At 67.7% G+C, this 19,349-nt stretch carries 16 protein-coding genes, 1 tRNA gene and 1 pseudogene; 9 read left to right on the top strand and 9 right to left on the bottom strand.

Going from position 1 to position 19,349, the window contains the following annotated elements:
- Positions 1-6: 6 nt before the first annotated feature.
- The 7 genes and pseudogenes from FDK12_RS08385 to FDK12_RS08415 form a co-directional block, all read right to left on the bottom strand.
- Complete coding sequence (locus FDK12_RS08385; RefSeq protein ID WP_137369144.1) at positions 7-1,062, bottom strand: zinc-dependent alcohol dehydrogenase family protein; 1,056 nt, start codon at positions 1,060-1,062, stop codon at positions 7-9.
- A 51-nt stretch (positions 1,063-1,113) separates the two neighbouring features.
- Positions 1,114-2,564 (bottom strand): annotated as a pseudogene (locus FDK12_RS08390) (sugar porter family MFS transporter).
- A 210-nt stretch (positions 2,565-2,774) separates the two neighbouring features.
- Positions 2,775-3,677, bottom strand: coding sequence for a succinate--CoA ligase subunit alpha (gene sucD, locus FDK12_RS08395; RefSeq protein ID WP_137369145.1), 903 nt, complete (start codon positions 3,675-3,677; stop codon positions 2,775-2,777).
- A gap of 11 nt (positions 3,678-3,688) precedes the next feature.
- Positions 3,689-4,855 carry an ADP-forming succinate--CoA ligase subunit beta gene (gene sucC / locus FDK12_RS08400; protein WP_104116939.1) on the bottom strand — a complete coding sequence of 389 codons (1,167 nt, stop codon included), beginning with the start codon at positions 4,853-4,855 and terminating at the stop codon, positions 3,689-3,691.
- A gap of 145 nt (positions 4,856-5,000) precedes the next feature.
- Positions 5,001-5,657, bottom strand: a complete 657-nt coding sequence (locus FDK12_RS08405; protein WP_137369146.1) for a hypothetical protein — start codon at positions 5,655-5,657, stop codon at positions 5,001-5,003.
- 67 nt (positions 5,658-5,724) lie between these two features.
- Entirely contained in the window at positions 5,725-8,184 is a 2,460-nt protein-coding gene (gene pcrA, locus FDK12_RS08410) for a DNA helicase PcrA (RefSeq protein ID WP_411266159.1), read from the bottom strand.
- 133 nt (positions 8,185-8,317) lie between these two features.
- A complete protein-coding gene (locus FDK12_RS08415) occupies positions 8,318-9,880 on the bottom strand; it encodes an alanine/glycine:cation symporter family protein (protein WP_137369148.1) in 1,563 nt (520 codons plus the stop codon).
- 136 nt (positions 9,881-10,016) lie between these two features.
- On the opposite strand from FDK12_RS08415, the gene FDK12_RS08420 reads away from it, so the two are divergent.
- The 6 genes from FDK12_RS08420 (at position 10,017) to FDK12_RS08445 (ending at position 13,977) form a co-directional block, all read left to right on the top strand.
- On the top strand, positions 10,017-10,649 hold the full coding sequence (locus tag FDK12_RS08420) for a hypothetical protein (RefSeq protein ID WP_137369149.1): 633 nt from the start codon (positions 10,017-10,019) through the stop codon (positions 10,647-10,649).
- A gap of 37 nt (positions 10,650-10,686) precedes the next feature.
- Positions 10,687-10,760, top strand: a tRNA-Arg gene (locus FDK12_RS08425).
- A gap of 94 nt (positions 10,761-10,854) precedes the next feature.
- Complete coding sequence (locus FDK12_RS08430) at positions 10,855-11,598, top strand: hypothetical protein (protein WP_137369150.1); 744 nt, start codon at positions 10,855-10,857, stop codon at positions 11,596-11,598.
- Entirely contained in the window at positions 11,595-13,154 is a 1,560-nt protein-coding gene (locus FDK12_RS08435; protein ID WP_137369151.1) for a hypothetical protein, read from the top strand. Before FDK12_RS08430 ends, FDK12_RS08435 begins: the two co-directional genes overlap by 4 nt.
- Before the next feature lie 3 nt (positions 13,155-13,157).
- Positions 13,158-13,565: a hypothetical protein gene (locus FDK12_RS08440; RefSeq protein WP_137369152.1), complete on the top strand. Its 408-nt coding sequence runs from the start codon at positions 13,158-13,160 to the stop codon at positions 13,563-13,565.
- Positions 13,566-13,569: 4 nt separating this feature from the next.
- A complete protein-coding gene (locus tag FDK12_RS08445; protein WP_137369225.1) occupies positions 13,570-13,977 on the top strand; it encodes an NUDIX hydrolase in 408 nt (135 codons plus the stop codon).
- Here the strand turns inward: FDK12_RS08445 and FDK12_RS08450 are convergent.
- Entirely contained in the window at positions 13,974-15,881 is a 1,908-nt protein-coding gene (locus tag FDK12_RS08450; protein WP_137369153.1) for an ABC transporter ATP-binding protein, read from the bottom strand. The two genes, FDK12_RS08445 and FDK12_RS08450, sit on opposite strands and share 4 nt — an antisense overlap.
- A 222-nt stretch (positions 15,882-16,103) precedes the next feature.
- Between FDK12_RS08450 and FDK12_RS08455 the strand changes: the two genes are divergently transcribed.
- The 3 genes from FDK12_RS08455 (at position 16,104) to FDK12_RS08465 (ending at position 18,433) form a co-directional block, all read left to right on the top strand.
- A complete protein-coding gene (locus FDK12_RS08455; protein ID WP_137369154.1) occupies positions 16,104-16,928 on the top strand; it encodes an amino acid ABC transporter substrate-binding protein in 825 nt (274 codons plus the stop codon).
- 67 nt (positions 16,929-16,995) lie between these two features.
- Entirely contained in the window at positions 16,996-17,655 is a 660-nt protein-coding gene (locus FDK12_RS08460; protein ID WP_137369155.1) for an amino acid ABC transporter permease, read from the top strand.
- The gene (locus tag FDK12_RS08465; RefSeq protein WP_137369156.1) at positions 17,642-18,433 is read left to right on the top strand and encodes an amino acid ABC transporter ATP-binding protein; all 792 of its coding nucleotides are present in this window, start codon (positions 17,642-17,644) and stop codon (positions 18,431-18,433) included. Before FDK12_RS08460 ends, FDK12_RS08465 begins: the two co-directional genes overlap by 14 nt.
- A gap of 37 nt (positions 18,434-18,470) precedes the next feature.
- On the opposite strand, the gene fdhD is transcribed toward FDK12_RS08465, so the two are convergent.
- Positions 18,471-19,298 (bottom strand): formate dehydrogenase accessory sulfurtransferase FdhD, encoded by an 828-nt coding sequence (gene fdhD, locus FDK12_RS08470; protein WP_137369157.1) that lies wholly within the window; start codon positions 19,296-19,298, stop codon positions 18,471-18,473.
- Positions 19,299-19,349: the final 51 nt, after the last annotated feature.

A 19,349-nucleotide genomic window follows, 5' to 3' on the forward strand; every position in this document is an offset into this window, starting at 1 on the left:
CGCGGCTCAGGGCTTCAGCAGCACCTTGATAGCGCGGCGCTCGTCCATCGCCCTGTAGGCCTCGGCGACCTCCTCGAGGGGCATCTCGGCATCGAACACCCGGCCGGGATTGATCGTTCCGTCGAGGACGTCCCTGAGCAGTTCGGGGATGTAGGTGTGGGCCGGCGCCATGCCACCACCTACGGTGATGTTGGTCGAGAAGAGGTATCCGATGGGCAGCTCCGGTCCGCCCGCGGGTACTCCGACGAACCCCAGGTGGCCGCCCGGACGCGTGCTGCGCAACGCCTGGTCCATGCTCTCCTTGGTGCCCACGCATTCGAGGACCGAGTCGGCGAGGACTCCCCCGAGCAGTTCACGCACCTTCGCCACGGCCTGGTCCCCCCGCTCGGCCACGATGTCCGTGGCTCCGAACTCCCGGGCGATGGCCTGGCGATCCTCGTGGCGGGACATGGCGATGATGCGCTCCGCGCCGAGGCGCTTGGCTGCGAGTACGCCGCAGAGCCCGACGGCGCCGTCCCCGACGACGACGACGGTGCTGCCCGGGCCGACGTTCGCCGACACGGCTGCGTGGTGGCCCGTGGACATGACGTCGGAGAGGGTCAGGAGACTGGCCGTCAGCGCGGCGTCGGGCTCGGACACCCCGTCGACCTTGCGCAGCGTGCCGTCCGCCTGCGGGACGCGGACGGCCTCACCCTGGCCGCCCTGCAGGTAGTCGCCGTGCTCGTCCGTGCTGCCCCAGCCGGCGAGGTGGTCGCATGCGGAGGTGACACCGTTCAGGCACTGCGGGCACTGTCCGCAGCTGTCCACGAACGGGGCTATCACGAAGTCGCCGACCGCGAGGTCGCGCACGCCGTCGCCCACCGATTCGACGACGCCGACGAACTCGTGCCCGATCGCCTTGGGCTCCTTGGTGGGGCGGATGCCGCGGTAGGGCCAGAGGTCCGATCCGCAGACGCAGGATGCCGTCACCCGGACGACGGCGTCCGTCGGACGGATGATGCTCGGGTACTCCCGGTCCTCGACGCGGATGTCGCCGGGCCCGTGGATGATTGTGGCGCGCATGTTGCCTCCTGGAAGCTTGCCTTATGCAATCGTCTATCCCCCTCCATCACCCTACAAGCCGCGGGCGCCCACCCGTACCGCTGGTGTCCCGCCTGCCATGTCCCTGAAGTGGTGCTCGAGTTCCTCGAGGGTCCTGTCGCGGGTCTCCGGGATGTAGCGGCGCGCGAAGATGATCGCCGCGACTCCCAGGACCACGAACACGAAGAACGTGTTCGAGATGGTGATCGCTTCCATGAGGATCGGGAAGCTGAGGCTGACGGCGAAGTTGACCATCCAGAGCACGAAGACCGCGGCGCCCATGCCGAGCCCGCGCAGGCGCATCGGGAAGATCTCGGAGAGCATCAGCCAGGTCACGGGCGAGATGGCACCCTGCTGGAAGGCGAGGAACGTCACGGTGAGCGCCAGGACCAGGAAACCCCGCGCCGTCCCCTCCGGTACCAGCAGCGAGACGAGTCCGATCGCGAGCAGGGCCGACGTCGTTCCGATCTGGCCCACCAGGAGCATGGGTCGGCGACCGACCCGGCCCAGCAGCCAGATCCCGACGAACGTGGCAGCGACCGAGATGACGCCGTTGGCGATGTTCGCCGTCAGCGCTGCCTGCGTCCCGAAGCCCGCGACCACCAGGATCTGGGTGCCGTAGTACATGATCGAATTGACGCCGGTGATCTGCTGGATGACGGCGAGGCCGAGGCCGACGACGAAGATGCGGCGGAGCCAGGGCTCACGCAGGTCACGGAGGCTCCCCTGCTCCCGTTCACGGTCCTCGATGGCCAGTGACCTGACCTCCTCGTACTCCTTCCGTGCCACGGCCGGTGGACGCAGCCGCTGCAGCACGCGCAGCGCGAACCCGAAGGACCCCTGCGCTGCGAGCCATCGGGGGCTCTCCGGCACGAAGTGCATCCCGACCCACAGCCCGACGGCCGGGAGCGTCGCCAGGACCAGCATCCACCGCCAGATCCCCTGGCTGTCCCCGGACACGTTCCCGAGGAACGCGCTGGTGCTGAAGGCGATCAGCTGGCCCGTCACGATCATCAGTTCGTTGCGCGTCACCATCTGCCGCGGCGTGCTGCCGGTGAGAGCTCGGCGAGGAGAAGGGGCACCATCACGGAGGCACCACCCACGGCCAGGCCGAGGACGAGGCGGGAGGCCACCATCACTGCGGTATCGGGCGCCAGGGCTGTGCCGAGCGTCCCGAGCAGGAAGACGACGGCGAGCACGATGATCATCTTCCTGCGGCCGTAGGCGTCGGCCAGACGGCCGCCGGCAAGCGCACCGAATGCAGCACCGAAAACCAGCGAGCTCGCCACGAGTCCCTCGGTGAACGCGGTGAGGCGGAGATCGCCGACCATGAAGGGCAGCGCTCCGTTGATGACACCGGTATCGAAGCCGAACAGCAGGCCGCCCAGGGTCGCCACCCACGTGACGCGCCTCAGGTATCTCCGCTGCTCGCCCCCGTCGGCTCCTGTCTCCTGCGCCGCGCTGTTCCCCGTCGCGCTGCTCATCGTCAACCCCCTGCTGATGCGAGTCGTCCAGTGGCGCACGGCAGTCCCCTGAAGGCCCTGCTCCTCCACGTCACGCTACGTGCTCCGCTGCAGCCACCGCAGTCCCTCCGGACGCCGATCGCGGGTTGACTCGGACGCAACCGGACGCGGCCTGCCTACAGAACAGCCTCCCTCGCATGGATGCGGGGGAGGCTGTCGAGACGTCTGGGATCAGAGGGTCGCGTAGACCTCGCGAAGGAGCTTCGCGGTCTCGGACGGCGTCTTGCCGACCTTGACCCCGGCAGCCTCGAGCGCTTCCTTCTTGGCCTGCGCGGTTCCCGCCGAGCCGGAGACGATGGCGCCGGCGTGGCCCATGGTCTTCCCCTCGGGGGCCGTGAAGCCCGCCACGTAACCGACGACAGGCTTCGTGACGTTCGCCTTGATGAACTCCGCGGCCCGCTCTTCGGCGTCTCCACCGATCTCGCCGATCATGACGATCGCCTTGGTCTCGGAGTCGGCCTCGAACGCTGCCAGCGCGTCGATGTGCGTGGTGCCGATGACAGGGTCGCCGCCGATGCCGATGGCCGTGGAGAAGCCGAGGTCGCGCAGCTCGAACATCATCTGGTAGGTCAGCGTGCCGGACTTCGAGACGAGTCCCACACCGCCCTTGCCGGTGATGTTCGCCGGCGTGATGCCGACGAGGGATTCGCCCGGCGTGATGATGCCCGGGCAGTTGGGGCCGATGATCCGGGTGATCTGCTTGCCGTCGGCGTCGACCTTGGACTGCGCGAGCGCCCAGAACGCGGCCGAGTCCTGTACGGGAACTCCCTCGGTGATCACGACGACGAGGCCGATGCCGGCTTCGATGGCCTCGACGACGGCGTCCTTGGTGAAGGCCGGCGGGACGAAGACGATCGACACGTCGGCGCCGGTCTCCCTGATTGCTTCCTCCACCGTGCCGTACACGGGAAGCGTGACGTCGCCGTGGGTCACGGTGGTACCGGCCTTGCGGGCGTTCACGCCGCCGACGACCTGGGTTCCGGCCTTCAGCATGAGGGCGGTGTGCTTGGTGCCCTCACCGCCCGTGATGCCCTGGACGATGACCTTCGAGTCCTTGTTGAGGTAGATAGACATGTGGGAACCCTTTACTTTCCGTAGGCCAGCGCGGCGGCCTTGTCGGCGCCTTCGTCCATGGTGTCGGCGAGGGTTACCAGCGGGTGGTTGGCCTCGGCGAGGATGCGGCGGCCCTCTTCGACGTTGTTGCCGTCCAGGCGCACCACGAGGGGCTTGTTGGCCTCGTCACCGAGGATCTCGAGGGCCTTGACGATGCCGTTCGCGACGGCGTCGCACGCGGTGATGCCGCCGAAGACGTTGACGAAGACGCTCTTGACCTGGCTGTCGTTGAGGATGACGTCGAGGCCCGCGGCCATGACCTCGGCGGACGCTCCACCTCCGATGTCCAGGAAGTTGGCGGGCTTCACGTTGCCGTGTGCCTCGCCGGCGTAGGCGACGACGTCGAGGGTGGACATGACGAGCCCTGCGCCGTTGCCGATGATGCCGACCTCGCCGTCGAGCTTGACGTAGTTGAGGTCGTTCTCCTTGGCCTTCGCCTCGAGCGGGTCAGCCGCGTCCTTGTCCTCGAGCGCAGCGTGGTCCGCGTGGCGGAATTCCGCGTTCTCGTCGATGGTGACCTTGCCGTCCAGCGCGAGGATGTCGCCGCTGCCGGTCTTGACGAGGGGATTGACCTCGACGAGGGTGGCGTCTTCCTTCACGAAGACGTCCCAGAGCCTGAGGATCGTGGTCACGACGCCCTCGCGCAGTTCGGGGGCGAAACCTGCTGCGTCGACGATCTCCTCGGCCTTGGCCTGGTCGATCCCGGTCGCAGGATCGACGGAGATGCGTGCGAGGGCTTCGGGGCGTTCGACGGCGAGCTGCTCGATCTCCATGCCGCCCTCCACCGAGCACATGGCCAGGTAGTTGCGGTTGGACCGGTCGAGCAGGACGGAGAAGTAGTATTCCTCGGCGATGTCCGCGCCCTGCGCGATCATGACCTTGTGGACCGTGTGCCCCTTGATGTCCATCCCGAGGATGTCCGAAGCGTAGGAATAGGCCTCGTCCGGGGTCTTCGCGACCTTCACGCCACCGGCCTTGCCGCGGCCACCCACCTTGACCTGAGCCTTGACGACGACGACGCCGCCGATCTTCTCGGCTGCTGCCTTTGCTTCTTCTGGGGTGTGCGCCACGATGCCGGCGAGCACGGGAACTCCGTGTGCCTCAAAGAGATCGCGCGCCTGATATTCAAACAGGTCCACGGGCTAGAGTCCTTCTACGTCGAAGTAGGTTTACAAGAGGGAACTTTAGCCCCTCGGGCCTGAGGCCTTTTCCAGACTAGCGCTTTAGTGAGTAAGGCCACAGTTCTATCAATCGTAGAAATCGGGCCCCGTTCGTTGAGGGTTTTCAGCCGAACGAAGCCACTGAATCGCGGCCGGCGACGAAGCCCGTGGCGCTCTCCAGACTGCCGCAGATCATACCGTCCTCGCCGAAGCCGCACCGGAACCCCCGCAGTTCGACAGCTTCCCCCCGTTGAAGGAGAGGAAGCTTCGAGACAGGGCCCCCTCGGGTATCGGCGCCGGGCGCGAACTCCGATTCCATCACCGTCATACCGATCCGGCAGCTTCCATAGGAGAAGGAATCGGCCGTGAGCATGACGGTTCCCCCCTTGAAGCCGAGGTTCGTGCCGTTGCAGTCGTCCGTGACTTCCGCCGGTGCGGGGTAGACCGCCAGTTCGCAGTAGGCGGCATCGACCTCGAGTTCGTTGTCGTCCCTCTCGCCCCCGCCCATCAGTGGATCCACCGGATTGTCGAAGACGCCGCCCTGCTTGGTGCTGATGACGCAGTAGGCACTCCTGTCGGCGGCCAGCACCGCGACGGACACCGGATCGGGCGGAAGGCCGAGGTCCTCGACCGAGCGCACCTCCATGCTGGTGAGTTGCTCGAAGGGATCATCGGGAGCGCTCGTCACCACTGCCCCCGGATCTGCCGTCGGAAGCGTCACGCATGCCGTCAGGCCGAGAAGGGCGATCATGAGGCTTGCTGCGCCTACGCGTCGTCGCACTCTGCGCCCCTCGGGCCTTCCGCTTTCTGCGGTTCTCATCAACGCCCCCCGTGCGGTCGGTACTCCGTCAGGCCACCTTGGTCAGCGGTGCGTAGCGCAGCAGCAGGCGCTTCTCACCGACGTCGAACCGGACCTTGGCGACGGTCTTGTCCCCCGCGCCCTCGACGGACACTACCGTGCCGTTGCCGAAGCTGGCGTGGTTGACCGAATCACCGACGGCCACGGAGACGACCTCCTTCTGGGGCTGTACCCGCCCGATGGCCTTCGATGGCGCTGCGCCGCTGCCGTTGAAGCCACCACCGCTCGCACCCCAGTAGGATCCGCTGAACCGCGGCCCGCTGATGCTTCCGCTGGAGTTCCAGGCCGGCTTCGCTGCCCCCTCGCGCTTCCAGTGGATCAGCTCCTCGGGAATCTCGCTGACGAACTGGCTCGCCGGGTTGTACTGGCTCTGGCCCCACATACTGCGCACCTCGGAGCGCGTGATGTAGAGGCGCTGCCGCGCGCGGGTCAGGCCCACGTAGGCCAGGCGCCGTTCCTCCGCGAGCTCCTTTGGATCGGTGGCCGAGCGCTGGTGCGGGAAGATCCCCTGCTCCATGCCGGTCAGGAACACGACGGGGAACTCGAGCCCTTTGGCGGTGTGGAGTGTCATGAGGGTGACGACGCCCTGACGGCGCGCCTCCTCGACCGCGCGCTGAACGTCGGCGGCGGAACCGTCGGGCGCGTCCGGGATCTGGTCCGCATCCGCCACGAGCGACACCTGCTCGAGGAAATCGCCCAGTGTCCCCTCGGGATTGTCGCGCTCGAACTCGCGCACCACGGCGACGAGCTCGGCGAGGTTCTCGACGCGGGACTCGTCCTGGGGATCACTGCTGGTGCGCAGCTGCTCGAGGTAGCCGGTCTGTTCCAGAACGGCCTCGAGTGCCGCCGACGCTCCTGATCCGTTGGCCACCTCCGCGAGGTCGTCGATCAACTTGACGAATCCGGCCACGGAGTTGACCGAGCGCGTCGCCATGCCCGGCGCCTGGTCCGCACGCCGGAGGGCCTCCATGAAGCTGATGCGCTCACGCTCGCTCAGGGCGGCGATGGCGAACTCGGCGCGGTCACCGATGCCTCGCTTGGGCTCGTTGAGGACGCGACGCAGATTGACGACGTCGTCCTGGTTCACGAGGACACGCAGGTACGCCAGGGCGTCCTTGATCTCCTTGCGCTCGTAGAACCGCGTACCGCCGACCACCTTGTAGGGCAGGCCAACGCGCAGCAGGATCTCCTCGATGGACCGTGACTGGGCGTTGGTGCGGTAGAAGATGGCGACGTCGCCGGGACGGATGTTCTCCTCGTCCTGGAGGCGGTCGATCTCCTCCGCTATGAAGCGGGCCTCCTCGTGCTCGTTCTCCCCCACGTAGCCGACGATCTTCTCGCCGCTGCCTTCGGCTGTCCACAGGCGCTTCTCGGGCCGGTTGGGGTTGCGCGAGATCACGGCGTTCGCCGCACTCAGGATGTTCTGCGTCGACCGGTAGTTCTGCTCGAGCAGGATGGTACGCGCGCTGGGGTAGTCGTTCTCGAACTCGACGATGTTGCGGACGTCGGCACCCCGGAAGGCGTAGATGGACTGGTCGGAGTCACCCACGACGGTGAGTTCGGCGGGGTCCTCGGACGACTCCCCCGGTACTCCGACGATCTCGCGGACCAGTGCGTACTGCGCGTGGTTGGTGTCCTGGTACTCATCGACGAGGACGTGGCGGAAACGCCGCCGGTAGTAGTCGGCCACGCCCGGGAAGGCCCGGAACATGAAGACCGTCTGCGCGATGAGGTCGTCGAAGTCCATGGCGTTCGCCTGGCGCATCCTCTGGGCATAGCCCGTGTACACCTCCGCGACGGCCTGCTCGAACGGATCGGAGAGGTTGGCGTCCGAGGCGAAGGTCTCCTCGTCGATCAGTTCGTTCTTGAGCGCGGAGATCTTGTGCTGGATCGCCTTCGGTGCGAACTTCTTCGGGTCGAGGTCGAGTCCCTTGGCGACCAGCGTGATGAGGCGCAGAGTGTCCGCGGAGTCGTAGATGGAGAAGTTCGAGTTGAGCCCGACGGAGGCGGCCTCCCGGCGCAGGATCCGCACGCAGGACGAGTGGAAGGTCGAGATCCACATGCGCTTGGCGACGTCGCCGATCAGCGCCTCGATGCGCTCGCGCATCTCCGCTGCGGCTTTGTTGGTGAAGGTGATGGCGAGGATCTGCCCGGGATGCGACCGCCCGGTGGCCAGCAGGTACGCGATCCGGTGGCTCAGCACGCGCGTCTTGCCCGACCCGGCGCCGGCGACGATGAGCAGTGGCGATCCGCCGTGCCTGACCGCCTCTTCCTGCTGAGGATTGAGGCCCACGAGGAGTTCCTGCGCGCGATGCTCGTCCACGCCCACACGGGACGGTACGTGCTCGGTCGCCGGGTCCGACGGCCCCTTCAGCCCCGCCATCGCGGCCTCCCGGGCGCGCTTCTTCTCGGCGGCCGTGGGGGCGGAGACGTAGGGATCGAAGAGCATGTCCATGATCCCTCAAGTCTAGGCGGTGCCCCCGACACTCGGTTCCGCCGCACGCGTGACCCGGGTGACAGGGGAAACGGAACTGCCCCCGCCCGTGAACGGGCGGGGGCAGTTCCGTCGAAGCGTGGTGAGGCTACTTCTCGGTCCGGAGCTCGTCCTTCTCGATACCGAGGATCAGCAGCTTGCCGCTCTTGCGGTCGGCCAGGTACTCACGCATCTCCCGCTTGATGACGGGCAGCAGGAAGTAGACGCCGAGCAGGTTGACGAAGGCGCACACGAACAGGGCCGCATCGGCGAAGCTGATGACTTGGCTGAAGGTCAGCACGCAGCCGGCCACGGTGAAGAAGAGGAAGATGACCTTGTACGTCACTTCCGCCGTCTTGCCCCGGCCGAAGAGGAATTCCCAGGCCTTGAGTCCGTAGTAGGACCAGGTGATGAGCGTCGAGTAGGCGAAGAGGATCACTGCGATCGCCAGGACGATCGGGAACCACGGCAGCACGGTCGCGAAGGCGTCGGAGGTCAGGATCACGCCGTCGGGGGTGTCACCGCCGCCCTGGACCTGGTCGATTCCGGCCTGGAGGCTGGGCGCCCCGGCGATGACGATGGCCAGTGCGGTCATGGTGCAGATCAGGACCGTGTCGACGAGCGGCTCGTACAGGGCCACGAAACCCTCGCTGACCGGCCGGCGCGTCTTGACGGCAGAGTGCGCAATGGCTGCCGAGCCCACGCCCGCTTCGTTGGAGAAGGAGGCGCGCTGGAATCCGACGATCAGCACGCCGAGGATGCCGCCCGCGACGCCCTGCGGGTTGAACGCGCCGCCGATGATCGCTCCGAAGGCAGCAGGGACCTGCTCGATGTTCACGATGATGACGAAGAGGCAGGCGAGGACGTAGATTCCACCCATCGCCGGTACGAGCCGGGAGGTGGTGGCACCGATGGACTTGATGCCACCGAGGATCACGATGGCGACGAAGAACGCGAGAACGACACCGAAGATCAGCGCGGCTCCGGCACTGCCGAGGAAGCCGTCCTCGCCGCCCGTGACGTTCTGCACCTGAGCGAAGGTCTGGTTGGCCTGGAACATGTTGCCGCCGGCCACGCCGAAGATGAGGATCGCGACGGCGAAGATCCCGGTCAGGATCTTGGCGGGGATGCGTCCGAGCTTCTGGAAGGCGATGGGAAGGTATTTGAACGGGCCGCCACTCACCGTCCCGTCCTCGTGCACCTCGCGGTACTTCACCCCGAGGGTGCACTCGGCGAACTTCGTGGCCATCCCGATGAGGCCGGCACAGATCATCCAGAACGTGGCGCCCGGGCCACCAAGGGCCATCGCGGCGCCGACACCGGCGATGTTGCCGAGGCCGACGGTTCCCGAAAGAGCCGAGGTGAGTGCCTGGAAGTGCGGGACCTCGCCCGGATCGTCTTTCGAGGAGTAGCGTCCCCGGACCACTTCGTACCCGACCTTGAGTCCCCGGAACTGCGGAACCCCGAAGTAGATGGTGCAGACGATGCCGGCCAGGATCAGCCAGGCGACGACAGCCGGAAAGCTGACGTCGCCGATCGTGATCGGGAAGAACACGATGCTCGAGAAGATCTCGGTCGGTTTCTCGAACGCTGTGTTGATCGCCTCGTCGATGGCGGCGAGCCACCCGACGTCCTCGGTGACAGCCCTGGGTAGTGCGGAAGAAAGATTCATCCCACTAATGAACCCTGCTTCTCCTGTGAACGCAATCACAGATCACATCCGGTGACGGGCTGCGCGTCGAAGGAGCGCGATGCAGACTCTTGGAGCAGCGAGCCCGCGGGCCTCCCCGGCCCCGCATACTGGGAGCGTGGCAAAGACAAGGGCGCAGATCGCACGCAAGCACACGACGGGAGCGCCGCCGGAGGAACTCCCGGTAGCCGGAAGCCGCACGAACCAGAGGAGCAACGGCAGCCTGGTCCTGATCGCCGCCACCGTCGCATCACTCTTCCTCTTCTGGTACCTCCATCTGCTCACCCTCGGCCAGATGACCCAGCTCTCCGACGGCCTCACCATGCCGGACATGATGATCGGCGGCTACGACCAGGGCTACGTCGAACGGCTCCGCGAAGCGATGGACGACGACGCCCGCGGCCAGCTCAGCTATGTGCACAAGACGGCAGGCACACTGTTTCCCCTGATCTTCGCGTTCGCCTGGTTGCTGCTGATCCAGTTGGGCGCGGGACGGCGATGGCTGCGCTGGGTGCTGTGGTCTCCCGTCATCCTGTTCGTCGTGGTGGACCTGTGGGAGAACATCGCCATCGATGCCGCACTCGCACAGGCCGCTCCCGATACCGGCGGCGTGGCGCTGGCATCGACGCTGACCGTGCTGCGCTGGCTTCTGCTCGCCGCGAGCCTCCTGGCAGGAGCTGCATGCGTCGTCCTGCCCCGACGCCTGCGTGCATCGACGCCACGCGCGGAAACAGTCGCGAAGAACGGGTAAGCTGGGACCGCCGGATCGGTGGATCAGCCGCATCCGAGCCTCTGTAGCTCAGTAGGATAGAGCGTCCCTCTCCTAAAGGGAAGGTCGTCGGTTCGATTCCGGCCAGGGGCACGAGTGGGTCGGACGGGCGTTCTCCGACCAGCGAAGGAGGATGAGCAGTTCTGCCCATCCTCCTTCGCCATTCACGGCGGGTAGGTTGGACGCCATGGGGAAACCATCCACCGCGCCGTCCCGCCTCGTGCGCATCTCGAGCGGGGCATGGGACATGGCCACGGCCGCCGTGCGCGACGGCGGGCACCACCAGTCCGACGGCCCTGGATGGGCGGAACTGACCCAGGCGGGCATCGCCCTCGACAATCGCGTGACGGCTCCGTGGCGGGAAGCCCTCGCGGTCGTCGCGGATCCCGAGATCGTCCTGCGCATCACGGCCACCTACAACGGCATCTCGGGACAGAGCACCATCAGCATCGCCGGTGCGCGCATCGTCTGCGTCCAGCGGCGTCGGGCATTCGGGTCCACGGCCGACGGCGCGGTCCGCATCACAGGAACGGAGCCGGCGGTCGAGGTGAGTCTCTTCTCCACGGACACCTTCTGGGACGGCGTCCGACGCATCCTTCCACCCCTTCCCCAGCTCAGGGCCGGTGCAGCTGAGGCGACCGCGGTCCTCGAAGCGGATCACGGGGTCGATGACGCCACTGCACTCGGGATCGCCGCCAACTGCACCTCCCAGGTGACAGCCGAACTGGCAGCACATGGCAGCGGGACGCCGACGATCTGGGGCGGCATGTGGGCCGTGCATGAAGAGCGGCTCTACTCGATCAGGACGCGGCGCGTGGACGGGCGGGCGGCCGCCGTCGTCGTGCCGGTGCAGGCCGGGCATCTCGCCCGGGAGATCGGTTTCGCGCTCGTCGGGGCGCTGGCCGGTCCGGTCCAGGGCGGTGCGGAATGACGGGCGTCATCGGGATGGACCCGCGCGAGGTCAGAGGCCTCGCCCGCATGCTGGACGCCTCGTCACGCTCGCTCGAGGACATGGCGGTGATCGTCGGGACCGCAGCCCGCGCCACCTCGTGGGCCGGTCCGGACGCCGAGCAGTTCCGGCACGCGTGGGGCATCCGCCACGCCCCCGACCTGCGCCTCGTGAGTGCGGCGTTGCACGAGAGCGCGCGGACGGCCCTCGCCGATGCCGACCAGCAGGACGATGCGAGCTCCCCAGGGCCCTCCGCCGGTGAGGGTCGTCCACCCCGTGACGACAACCGGAACCCGCTGCGCGACCGGCTCGGGGACCTGTGGGACGACGTCGCGGGAGGTGTCGATGGTGTCGACGGTGCCGTCGACACTGTCGGCGATGGAGCCATGGAGATCGGCGACTGGGCGGAGGACGGCCTGGACTGGGCCACCGGCACGATCGGTGACAGCGTGCGCTGGGTCGACACGCAGGTCGACGAGGTCGTGGACTACGTCGGCGACGGGATCCGCGAGGTGCCGGACGAGCTCCGGGAATCGGTGCCGGACCTCGAGGACGACCTCGACTACTTCAGCCGGCTGACGACGTGGGGTCCCGGCGGAGAACCGCCATCGGTCATGCAGGTCCTCGCTGCGGGCGGCCTGGTCCTCGGGAGCGCGGGGAACCTCGCGTACCGCCTCGGCACGGTCGGCACGCCCGATCCGCATTTCCTCGACGATGGCAGGGCAGAGGTGGGTGAAGCCATTCCGCTCCGCGTCATGGGGGCGCACGCACGGGAGGGCGGAAATGAAGGTCGAGCGCCGGCTGTCGTGCCGTCGTCGCTGTCGGCCATCGCTCGAGGTACTGCGCAGGCCTACCTCGACGCGTCCGTGGACCCTACCGGTGACGGGGCCGTCCGCATCACGACGGTGACAGGCTCCGACGGCCCCTCCTACATCGTCTCGATACCCGGAACGCAGTCCTGGGCTCTGAACAGCGATATGCCGGCCGATCTGACGGGGAACCTCCAGATTGCCTCGGGGCAATCCTCCACGGCCGCCGAGGCGGTACGCCTGGCGATGATCGAGTCAGGAGTTCCCGCCGATGCGCCGGTCCTCCTGTCGGGGCACTCACAGGGAGGGATGATCGCGATGCAACTCGCGGGCGACCCCAGTTTCAGGAAGCAGTTCGACGTCACCAACGTGATGACCTTCGGGTCTCCCATCGACGGCGCGGCTGTTCCCGACACGATCGACGTCCTGGCCTTCCAGCACGCCTCCGATGCCGTTCCCCAGCTCGACCTCGCAGGACTGCGGGTGGACGGGACCGTCCCGCGACCCAGCGGGGCGGCTGTCGTCACCCTGCCCGACCCTGCCGGCAGCACCTGGTACGACGTCGAGGCCAACCACGACTTCAACGCCTATGTCGGCTCCATCGCCGCGGCGGAGGAAGCCGGCGGCCCCGCGAGCGCGTACGGCCAGGATTCGTCGTTCAGCCGGTTCCTGACGACCGACGAGGACGCGGTCAGCGCCGTCGTCGTGCCCACCGGTCGGCGGGACTGAAGTATGCGAGTCAGGACCGGATCAGCCAGCCTGGTCGCAGGGCTCTCCCTCGCCGTCGTCCTGTCCGCCTGCTCCGGGCCGGTGGAACCCGACCCGGAGGGCTGGGCCACGGCGATCGAGGAGGTGCCGGGGGTGACGTCGGCGGAGATCGAGTACCAGGAGTTCGTCTCGGGCGAGGAGGCCGTCGTCGTCATCGCCACGGAGACGAACGACGAGGAGGAGCTCGAAGGGATCCTCCGTGAGTCGGTCGATCGATTCCTGACCGCCACCGAAGGGACGCCTACCTTCGGGCTGGACTACTCCGCCCGGTCGGAGGACGGCACCATCGCGCTCTACCCGGAGGACATCGGCTGGACCAGTTGGACGGTCGACGTACTCCGCGACGAAGCCGCTGCCGAGGCCCGTGGCTGACCCGATGATCACCGTCACGGCTCTCTGCCTGCTGGACGACCGTGGACGCCTGCTGCTCGTCCGGAAGCGTGGCACCGCGGTGTTCATGCAGCCGGGCGGGAAGCCGGAGCCGGGCGAGACACCTGCCGAGACCGGTGTGCGCGAGCTGGTCGAGGAACTGGGTCTCGTCGTCGATGCGCAGGAGCTCACCCCGCTGGGCATCTGGGAGGGACCGGCGGCCAACGAGCCGGACACCCTCCTCAGGGCCACGGTCTTCCTCTGCCCGCTCCGAGGCCTCCCGGTACCGGCCGCCGAGATCGAGGAGCTGGAGTGGCTCGACGTCGGGGAGATGGAGGGTCGGCGCGATCTCGCTCCGCTCCTGACCGACTTCGTGGTCCCCGAGCTGCTGGCGCTGGCGCGGGAGCCGGACTAGGCCCCGGTGAGGGCTTCGGGTGCCTCGTCCACCGCGACGTTCTTCTGCACCGCGAACTGGGTCCGGTGCAGCTCCTCGTAGCGGCCGCCGAGTTCCAGCAGTTCGTCGTGCGTGCCCCGCTCCACGATCGAGCCGTCCTCCACGACCAGGATCATGTCCGCGCTGCGGATGGTGGAGAGCCGGTGCGCGATGACCATGGCGGTGCGGCCCTCGAGCGCCTCGCTCAGCGCTGCCTGCACGGCGGCTTCCGATGTCGAGTCGAGGGCCGCCGTCGCCTCGTCGAGGATCACGACGCGCGGCTGCGCGAGCAGGAGCCGCGCGATCGTCATGCGCTGGCGCTCACCGCCGGACAGGCGGTACCCACGCTCGCCGACCATCGTGTCGAGCTGGTCGGGCAGCGACCTGACCAGGGGTTCGAGCCGCGCGCGCCGGACGGCGTCCCACACCTCCTCCTCTGTGGCCTCGGGCCTGGCGAGCCTGAGGTTGGACAGGATGGTCTCGTGGAACAGGTGGCCGTCCTGCGTCACCATCCCGAGCGTATGGCGCATCGAGGCGAAGGTGACGTCGCGGACGTCGATCCCGGACACCCGGACCGCCCCGCTGTCGACGTCGTACAGGCGGGCGAGGAGCTGGGCGATGGTCGATTTCCCTGCGCCCGAGGTACCCACCAGGGCTACGGTCTGTCCGGGCTCGATCCGGAAGGACACGCCGTGGAGCACCTCCTCGCCACCCCGGGTGTCGAGCGTCGAGACCTCCTCGAGGGATGCGAGGGACACCTTGTCCGCGGAGGGGTAGGCGAAGCGGACCTCGTCGAACTCCACGGAGACGGGACCGGCGGGCACGTTGACGGCGTCGGGCTTCTCCTGGATGAGCGGCTCGAGATCCAGCACCTCGAACACGCGCTCGAAGCTGACGATCGCGCTCATGATCTCCACACGCGCGTTCGCGAGACTGGTCAGCGGCGCGTAGAGGCGCGTGAGCAGGAGCGCGAGGGTGACGACCTCGCCCGTGTCGAGCTGCCCTGCGAGTGCCAGGAAGCCGCCGAGCCCGTAGACCAGGGCCAGGGCCAGCGCCGACACGAGCATGAGGGCCGTGAAGAACACGAACTGCAGCATCGCCGTCCTCACGCCGATGTCGCGGACGCGGGCGGCACGTATCCGGAACTCCTCCGCCTCGTCGTCGGGCCTGCCGAACAGCTTCACGAGCGTGGCGCCGGGCGCGGAGAACCGCTCGGTCATCTGCGTGCTCATCGCGGAGTTGTGGTCGGCTGCCTCGCGCCGGAGGGCGGCCAGGCGGCTTCCCATGCGGCGGGCCGGGACCAGGAAGATGGGCAGCATGACCACGGCCAGCACGGTCACCAGCCACGACGTGCTCAGCATGACGATCAGCGTGAGGATGAGGGCCACCAGGTTGGTGACGACGCCGGAGAGGGTCCCGCTGAAGGCCTGCTGGGCACCGATGACGTCGTTGTTCAGGCGGCTCACCAGGGCGCCGGTCCGGGTCCGGGTGAAGAAGGCGACCGGCATCTTCTGCACGTGGTTGAAGACGGCGGTGCGGAGGTCGAGGATGACGCCCTCGCCGATGCGCGCCGAGTACCAGCGCGTGACGAGCGACACCGCGGCGTCCGCGACGGCCACCAGGGCGATGACGACGGCGAGCCACACGACCGTGCGCACCTCCCCGCGGGCGACGATGACGTCCACCACCTGCCCGGCGAGGACCGGCGTCGCCACAGCGAGGAAGGCCCCCACGACGGAGAGCAGGATGAAGAGCACCAGCTTGGACCGGTAGGGCACAGCGAAGGTGAGGATGCGGCGCACCGACTCCTTCGAGAAGCCGTGCTTGCCGTCCTTCGCCGTCGATATCTTGTACAGCGAGCTCCAGGCCGCGCCTTCCATGCTCATAGCGATTCCTTCCGTGGATGCCAGTTCCAGCGTAGGTCGCCGATTCCTGGACCCCTGCCGCAACACTTCGGAACAATAAGTGGATGCTCCGGTGTTCACCTCAGTAGTGTTCAACTCCGGTCCCGGCTGGGTGGAGCGGTCCTACTGAGGGTTCAAGCTGTCCACGGCCCCTTCTATTTCCCCCACCCGCCGTGCCCGTCCAACCAGACCGAAGGAAATCCCATGAAGAACCGCCTGTCCATCCTCGGTGCCGCTGCAGCGCTCACGCTCGCGCTCGCCGGCTGCGCTTCGTCCTCGACACCCGCGGGCGAAGGTGGAGCGGCGTCCGAGGCTGCGGCTCCGACCTCGCTCCAGCAGATCCAGGACGCCGGCGTGCTCACCGTGGGCACCGAGGGCACGTACAAGCCCTTCAGCTACCACGAGGGCGGCAGCGGCGAGCTGACCGGGTACGACGTCGAGGTCATCACGGCGGTCGCCGAGAAGATGGGCGTGGAGGCCGAGTTCGAGGAGACGCAGTGGGACGCGATCTTCGCGGGCCTCGAGGCGGGCCGCTTCGACGTCATCGCGAACCAGGTGTCCATCACGGACGAGCGCAAGGAGACCTACGACTTCTCCGAGCCGTACACCGTCAGCTCGGGCGTGATCGTCACGACGGCGGACAACACCGACATCACCTCCTTCGAGGACCTCTCCGGCAAGACGACCGCGCAGTCACTGACCAGCAACTGGTACGAGCTGGCGCAGGAGGCCGGCGCCGACGTCGAACCGGTGGAGGGCTGGGCGCAGTCCATCACCCTCCTCGAGCAGGGCCGGGTGGACGCGACCATCAACGACGAGCTGACCTACCTCGACTACCAGAAGACCAACAACAACGAGGGCATCAAGGTCGCGGCCACCACAGACGAGACCTCGGAGAGCGCCGTCGCGGTCCGCAAGGGCAGCACCGAGCTCGTGGACGCCATCAATACCGCGCTGGACGAACTGCGCGCGGACGGTACCCTCGCTGAAATCTCCGAGAAGTACTTCGGCTCCGACGTCAGCGAGTGACTCCGGCGCTAGGGTGGATCGTGGCGCCCCCGACCGCGCGGGGCGCGCGACCCGGAGGAGCTGACTGATGGACTGGGAGCTGGTGCGCACCTCGTTCTGGCCCATGGTCCAGGGCAGCCTGATGGGGACGATCCCGCTCTCGCTCGCGTCCTTCGCGATCGGGCTCGCACTCGCTCTCGTCGTCGCGCTCATGCGCATCAGCCGGCAGCCGGTGCTCGCCGGCATCGCGCGGTTCTACGTATCCGTCATCCGGGGCACGCCCCTGCTGGTGCAGCTGTTCGTCATCTTCTACGGGCTGCCGTCGATCGGCTTGACCATCGACCCCTGGCCGAGCGCCATCATCGCGTTCTCGCTCAACGTGGGGGGCTATGCGGCCGAGATCCTGAGGGCGGCGATCCTGTCCGTGCCGAAGGGCCAGTGGGAGGCGTGCCACACCATCGGCATGTCCCGCGCAGTCGCCCTGCGTCGGGTCATCCTGCCGCAGGCGGCGCGGGTGTCGGTACCACCGCTGTCCAATACGTTCATCAGCCTCGTCAAGGACACCTCGCTCGCATCGGTGATCCTGGTGACCGAGCTGTTCCGCGAGGCCCAGCAGATTGCCGCCTTCTCCCAGCAGTTCATGCTGGTCTACGTCGAGGCGGCTGCGATCTACTGGGTGATCTGCCTGGTCCTGTCCAGCGGCCAGTCCGCGCTCGAGAAGAGGTTGGACCGCTATGTTGCCCACTGATCCCCTGCGTCCGCCCGCCGCGGAAGGTCCGCTCCTGACCGTCACCGGCCTGCAGAAATCCTTCGGCAGCAACCAGGTCCTCAGGTCCATCGACCTGCACATCGACAGCGGCCAGGTCGTCGCCCTGGTGGGCCCGTCGGGTTCGGGCAAGACCACGGTGCTGCGGTGCCTCAACGGGCTGGAGACCCCCGACGGCGGAACCATCACCTTCCGCGGTGCCCCACCGGTGGATTTCAGCGCGAAGGTCGCGAAGAAGGAGGCGCTGTCACTTCGGGACCACAGCGCCATGGTCTTCCAGAACTACAACCTCTTCCCGCACATGACGGTCCTCGAGAACGTCATCGAGGGTCCCGTCCAGGTGCAGAAGGTACCGCGGAAGGACGCCGTCGCCGATGCCGAGCGGCTGCTCGCGCGCGTCGGGCTCGCCGGGAAGCGGGACGATTACCCCTTCAACCTGTCCGGCGGGCAGCAGCAGCGCGTCGGCATCGTCCGCGCGCTGGCGCTGCAGCCCGACCTGCTCCTCTTCGACGAGCCGACGTCGGCCCTCGATCCCGAACTGGTGGGCGAGGTACTCACCGTCATCAAGGAGCTCGCCGACGAGAAGTGGACCATGGTGATCGTGACCCACGAGCTGGCCTTCGCGCGCGAGGTCGCCGACGAGGTCGTATTCATGGACGGCGGGGTGGTGGTGGAGCACGGCCACCCGGACCAGGTACTGCGATCTCCCCGCGAGGAGCGCACCCGGCGGTTCGTGCAACGCCTGCTCAACCCGTTCTGACCGACGGCCCTGCCGTGCGTGCCCGCGGGAGCGCCGCTCAGGCTGCGATCCGCTCCGGGTGCGAGTAGCAGTTCAGCGACGTCCCGCGGCTGAAGCCCACCAGCGTGAGCCCGGCGTCGTCGGCCAGGTCGGCTGCCAGCGACGACGGGGCGCTGACGGCGGCCAGCACGGGGATGCCTGCGAGCTGCGCCTTCTGCACGAGTTCGAAGGACGCCCGGCCCGACACCTGCAGGATGGTTCCACGCAGGGGCAGCAGGCCCTCGCGCAGCGCCCAGCCCACCACCTTGTCGACGGCGTTGTGGCGTCCTACGTCCTCCCGCAGGCACAGCAGCTCCCCCTCGGCGGTGAAGAGGCCCGCGGCATGGACCCCGCCGGTGCGGTCGAACAGCTTCTGGCTCTCACGCAACCGGTCGGGCAGGGACGCCAGGACCCCGAGGTCGACGGACGCGGTATCGGTGCGGAGGTCGAAGCGCGACGACTTGCGGACGGCGTCGATCGACGCCGTTCCGCAGATGCCACAGGAGCTCGATGTGTACACGTGGCGTTCCATCGCGGTGTCCGGGAGCTCGACGCCCGGGCGCAGCTGCGCTTCGACCACGTTGAAGGTCTGCTGGCCGTTCTCGTCCACGCCAGCGCAGTAGCGCAGGCTGGGAAGCTGTCCGGGCTCCCAGACCACGCCCTCGGAGACGAGGAACCCCGCCACCAGGTCGAAGTCCTCGCCCGGAGTGCGCATCGTGACGGTGAAGGCGCTACCACCGAGCCGGATCTCCAGCGGTTCCTCCCCCGCAAGAACGTCCTCGCGCCGTCCCGTCTGCGCTCCGATGCGGAACTTCGTGATGCGTCGTCGCTGCGTGACCCGGTTCATCCTGCACTCCTTACCTCGGCCCTACCCTGAGGTTAGTTGACTTCGATCAAC

It is taken from the genome of Arthrobacter sp. NamB2 (assembly GCF_005281365.1).
Classification (GTDB): Bacteria; Actinomycetota; Actinomycetes; order Actinomycetales; family Micrococcaceae; genus Arthrobacter_D.

Excerpts from the sequence above, each read along its gene's own strand:
- FDK12_RS08450 (WP_137369153.1), bottom strand. The coding sequence starts at position 15,881 with ATGAGCATGGAAGGCGCGGCCTGGAGCTCGCTGTACAAGATATCGACG.
- sucD (WP_137369145.1), bottom strand. The coding sequence starts at position 3,677 with ATGTCTATCTACCTCAACAAGGACTCGAAGGTCATCGTCCAGGGCATC.
- FDK12_RS08430 (WP_137369150.1), top strand. The coding sequence starts at position 10,855 with ATGGGGAAACCATCCACCGCGCCGTCCCGCCTCGTGCGCATCTCGAGC.
- fdhD (WP_137369157.1), bottom strand. The coding sequence starts at position 19,298 with ATGAACCGGGTCACGCAGCGACGACGCATCACGAAGTTCCGCATCGGA.
- FDK12_RS08455 (WP_137369154.1), top strand. The coding sequence starts at position 16,104 with ATGAAGAACCGCCTGTCCATCCTCGGTGCCGCTGCAGCGCTCACGCTC.
- FDK12_RS08415 (WP_137369148.1), bottom strand. The coding sequence starts at position 9,880 with ATGAATCTTTCTTCCGCACTACCCAGGGCTGTCACCGAGGACGTCGGG.
- FDK12_RS08445 (WP_137369225.1), top strand. The coding sequence starts at position 13,570 with ATGATCACCGTCACGGCTCTCTGCCTGCTGGACGACCGTGGACGCCTG.
- FDK12_RS08465 (WP_137369156.1), top strand. The coding sequence starts at position 17,642 with ATGTTGCCCACTGATCCCCTGCGTCCGCCCGCCGCGGAAGGTCCGCTC.
- FDK12_RS08460 (WP_137369155.1), top strand. The coding sequence starts at position 16,996 with ATGGACTGGGAGCTGGTGCGCACCTCGTTCTGGCCCATGGTCCAGGGC.
- FDK12_RS08440 (WP_137369152.1), top strand. The coding sequence starts at position 13,158 with ATGCGAGTCAGGACCGGATCAGCCAGCCTGGTCGCAGGGCTCTCCCTC.
- FDK12_RS08435 (WP_137369151.1), top strand. The coding sequence starts at position 11,595 with ATGACGGGCGTCATCGGGATGGACCCGCGCGAGGTCAGAGGCCTCGCC.
- FDK12_RS08385 (WP_137369144.1), bottom strand. The coding sequence starts at position 1,062 with ATGCGCGCCACAATCATCCACGGGCCCGGCGACATCCGCGTCGAGGAC.
- pcrA (WP_411266159.1), bottom strand. The coding sequence starts at position 8,184 with ATGCTCTTCGATCCCTACGTCTCCGCCCCCACGGCCGCCGAGAAGAAG.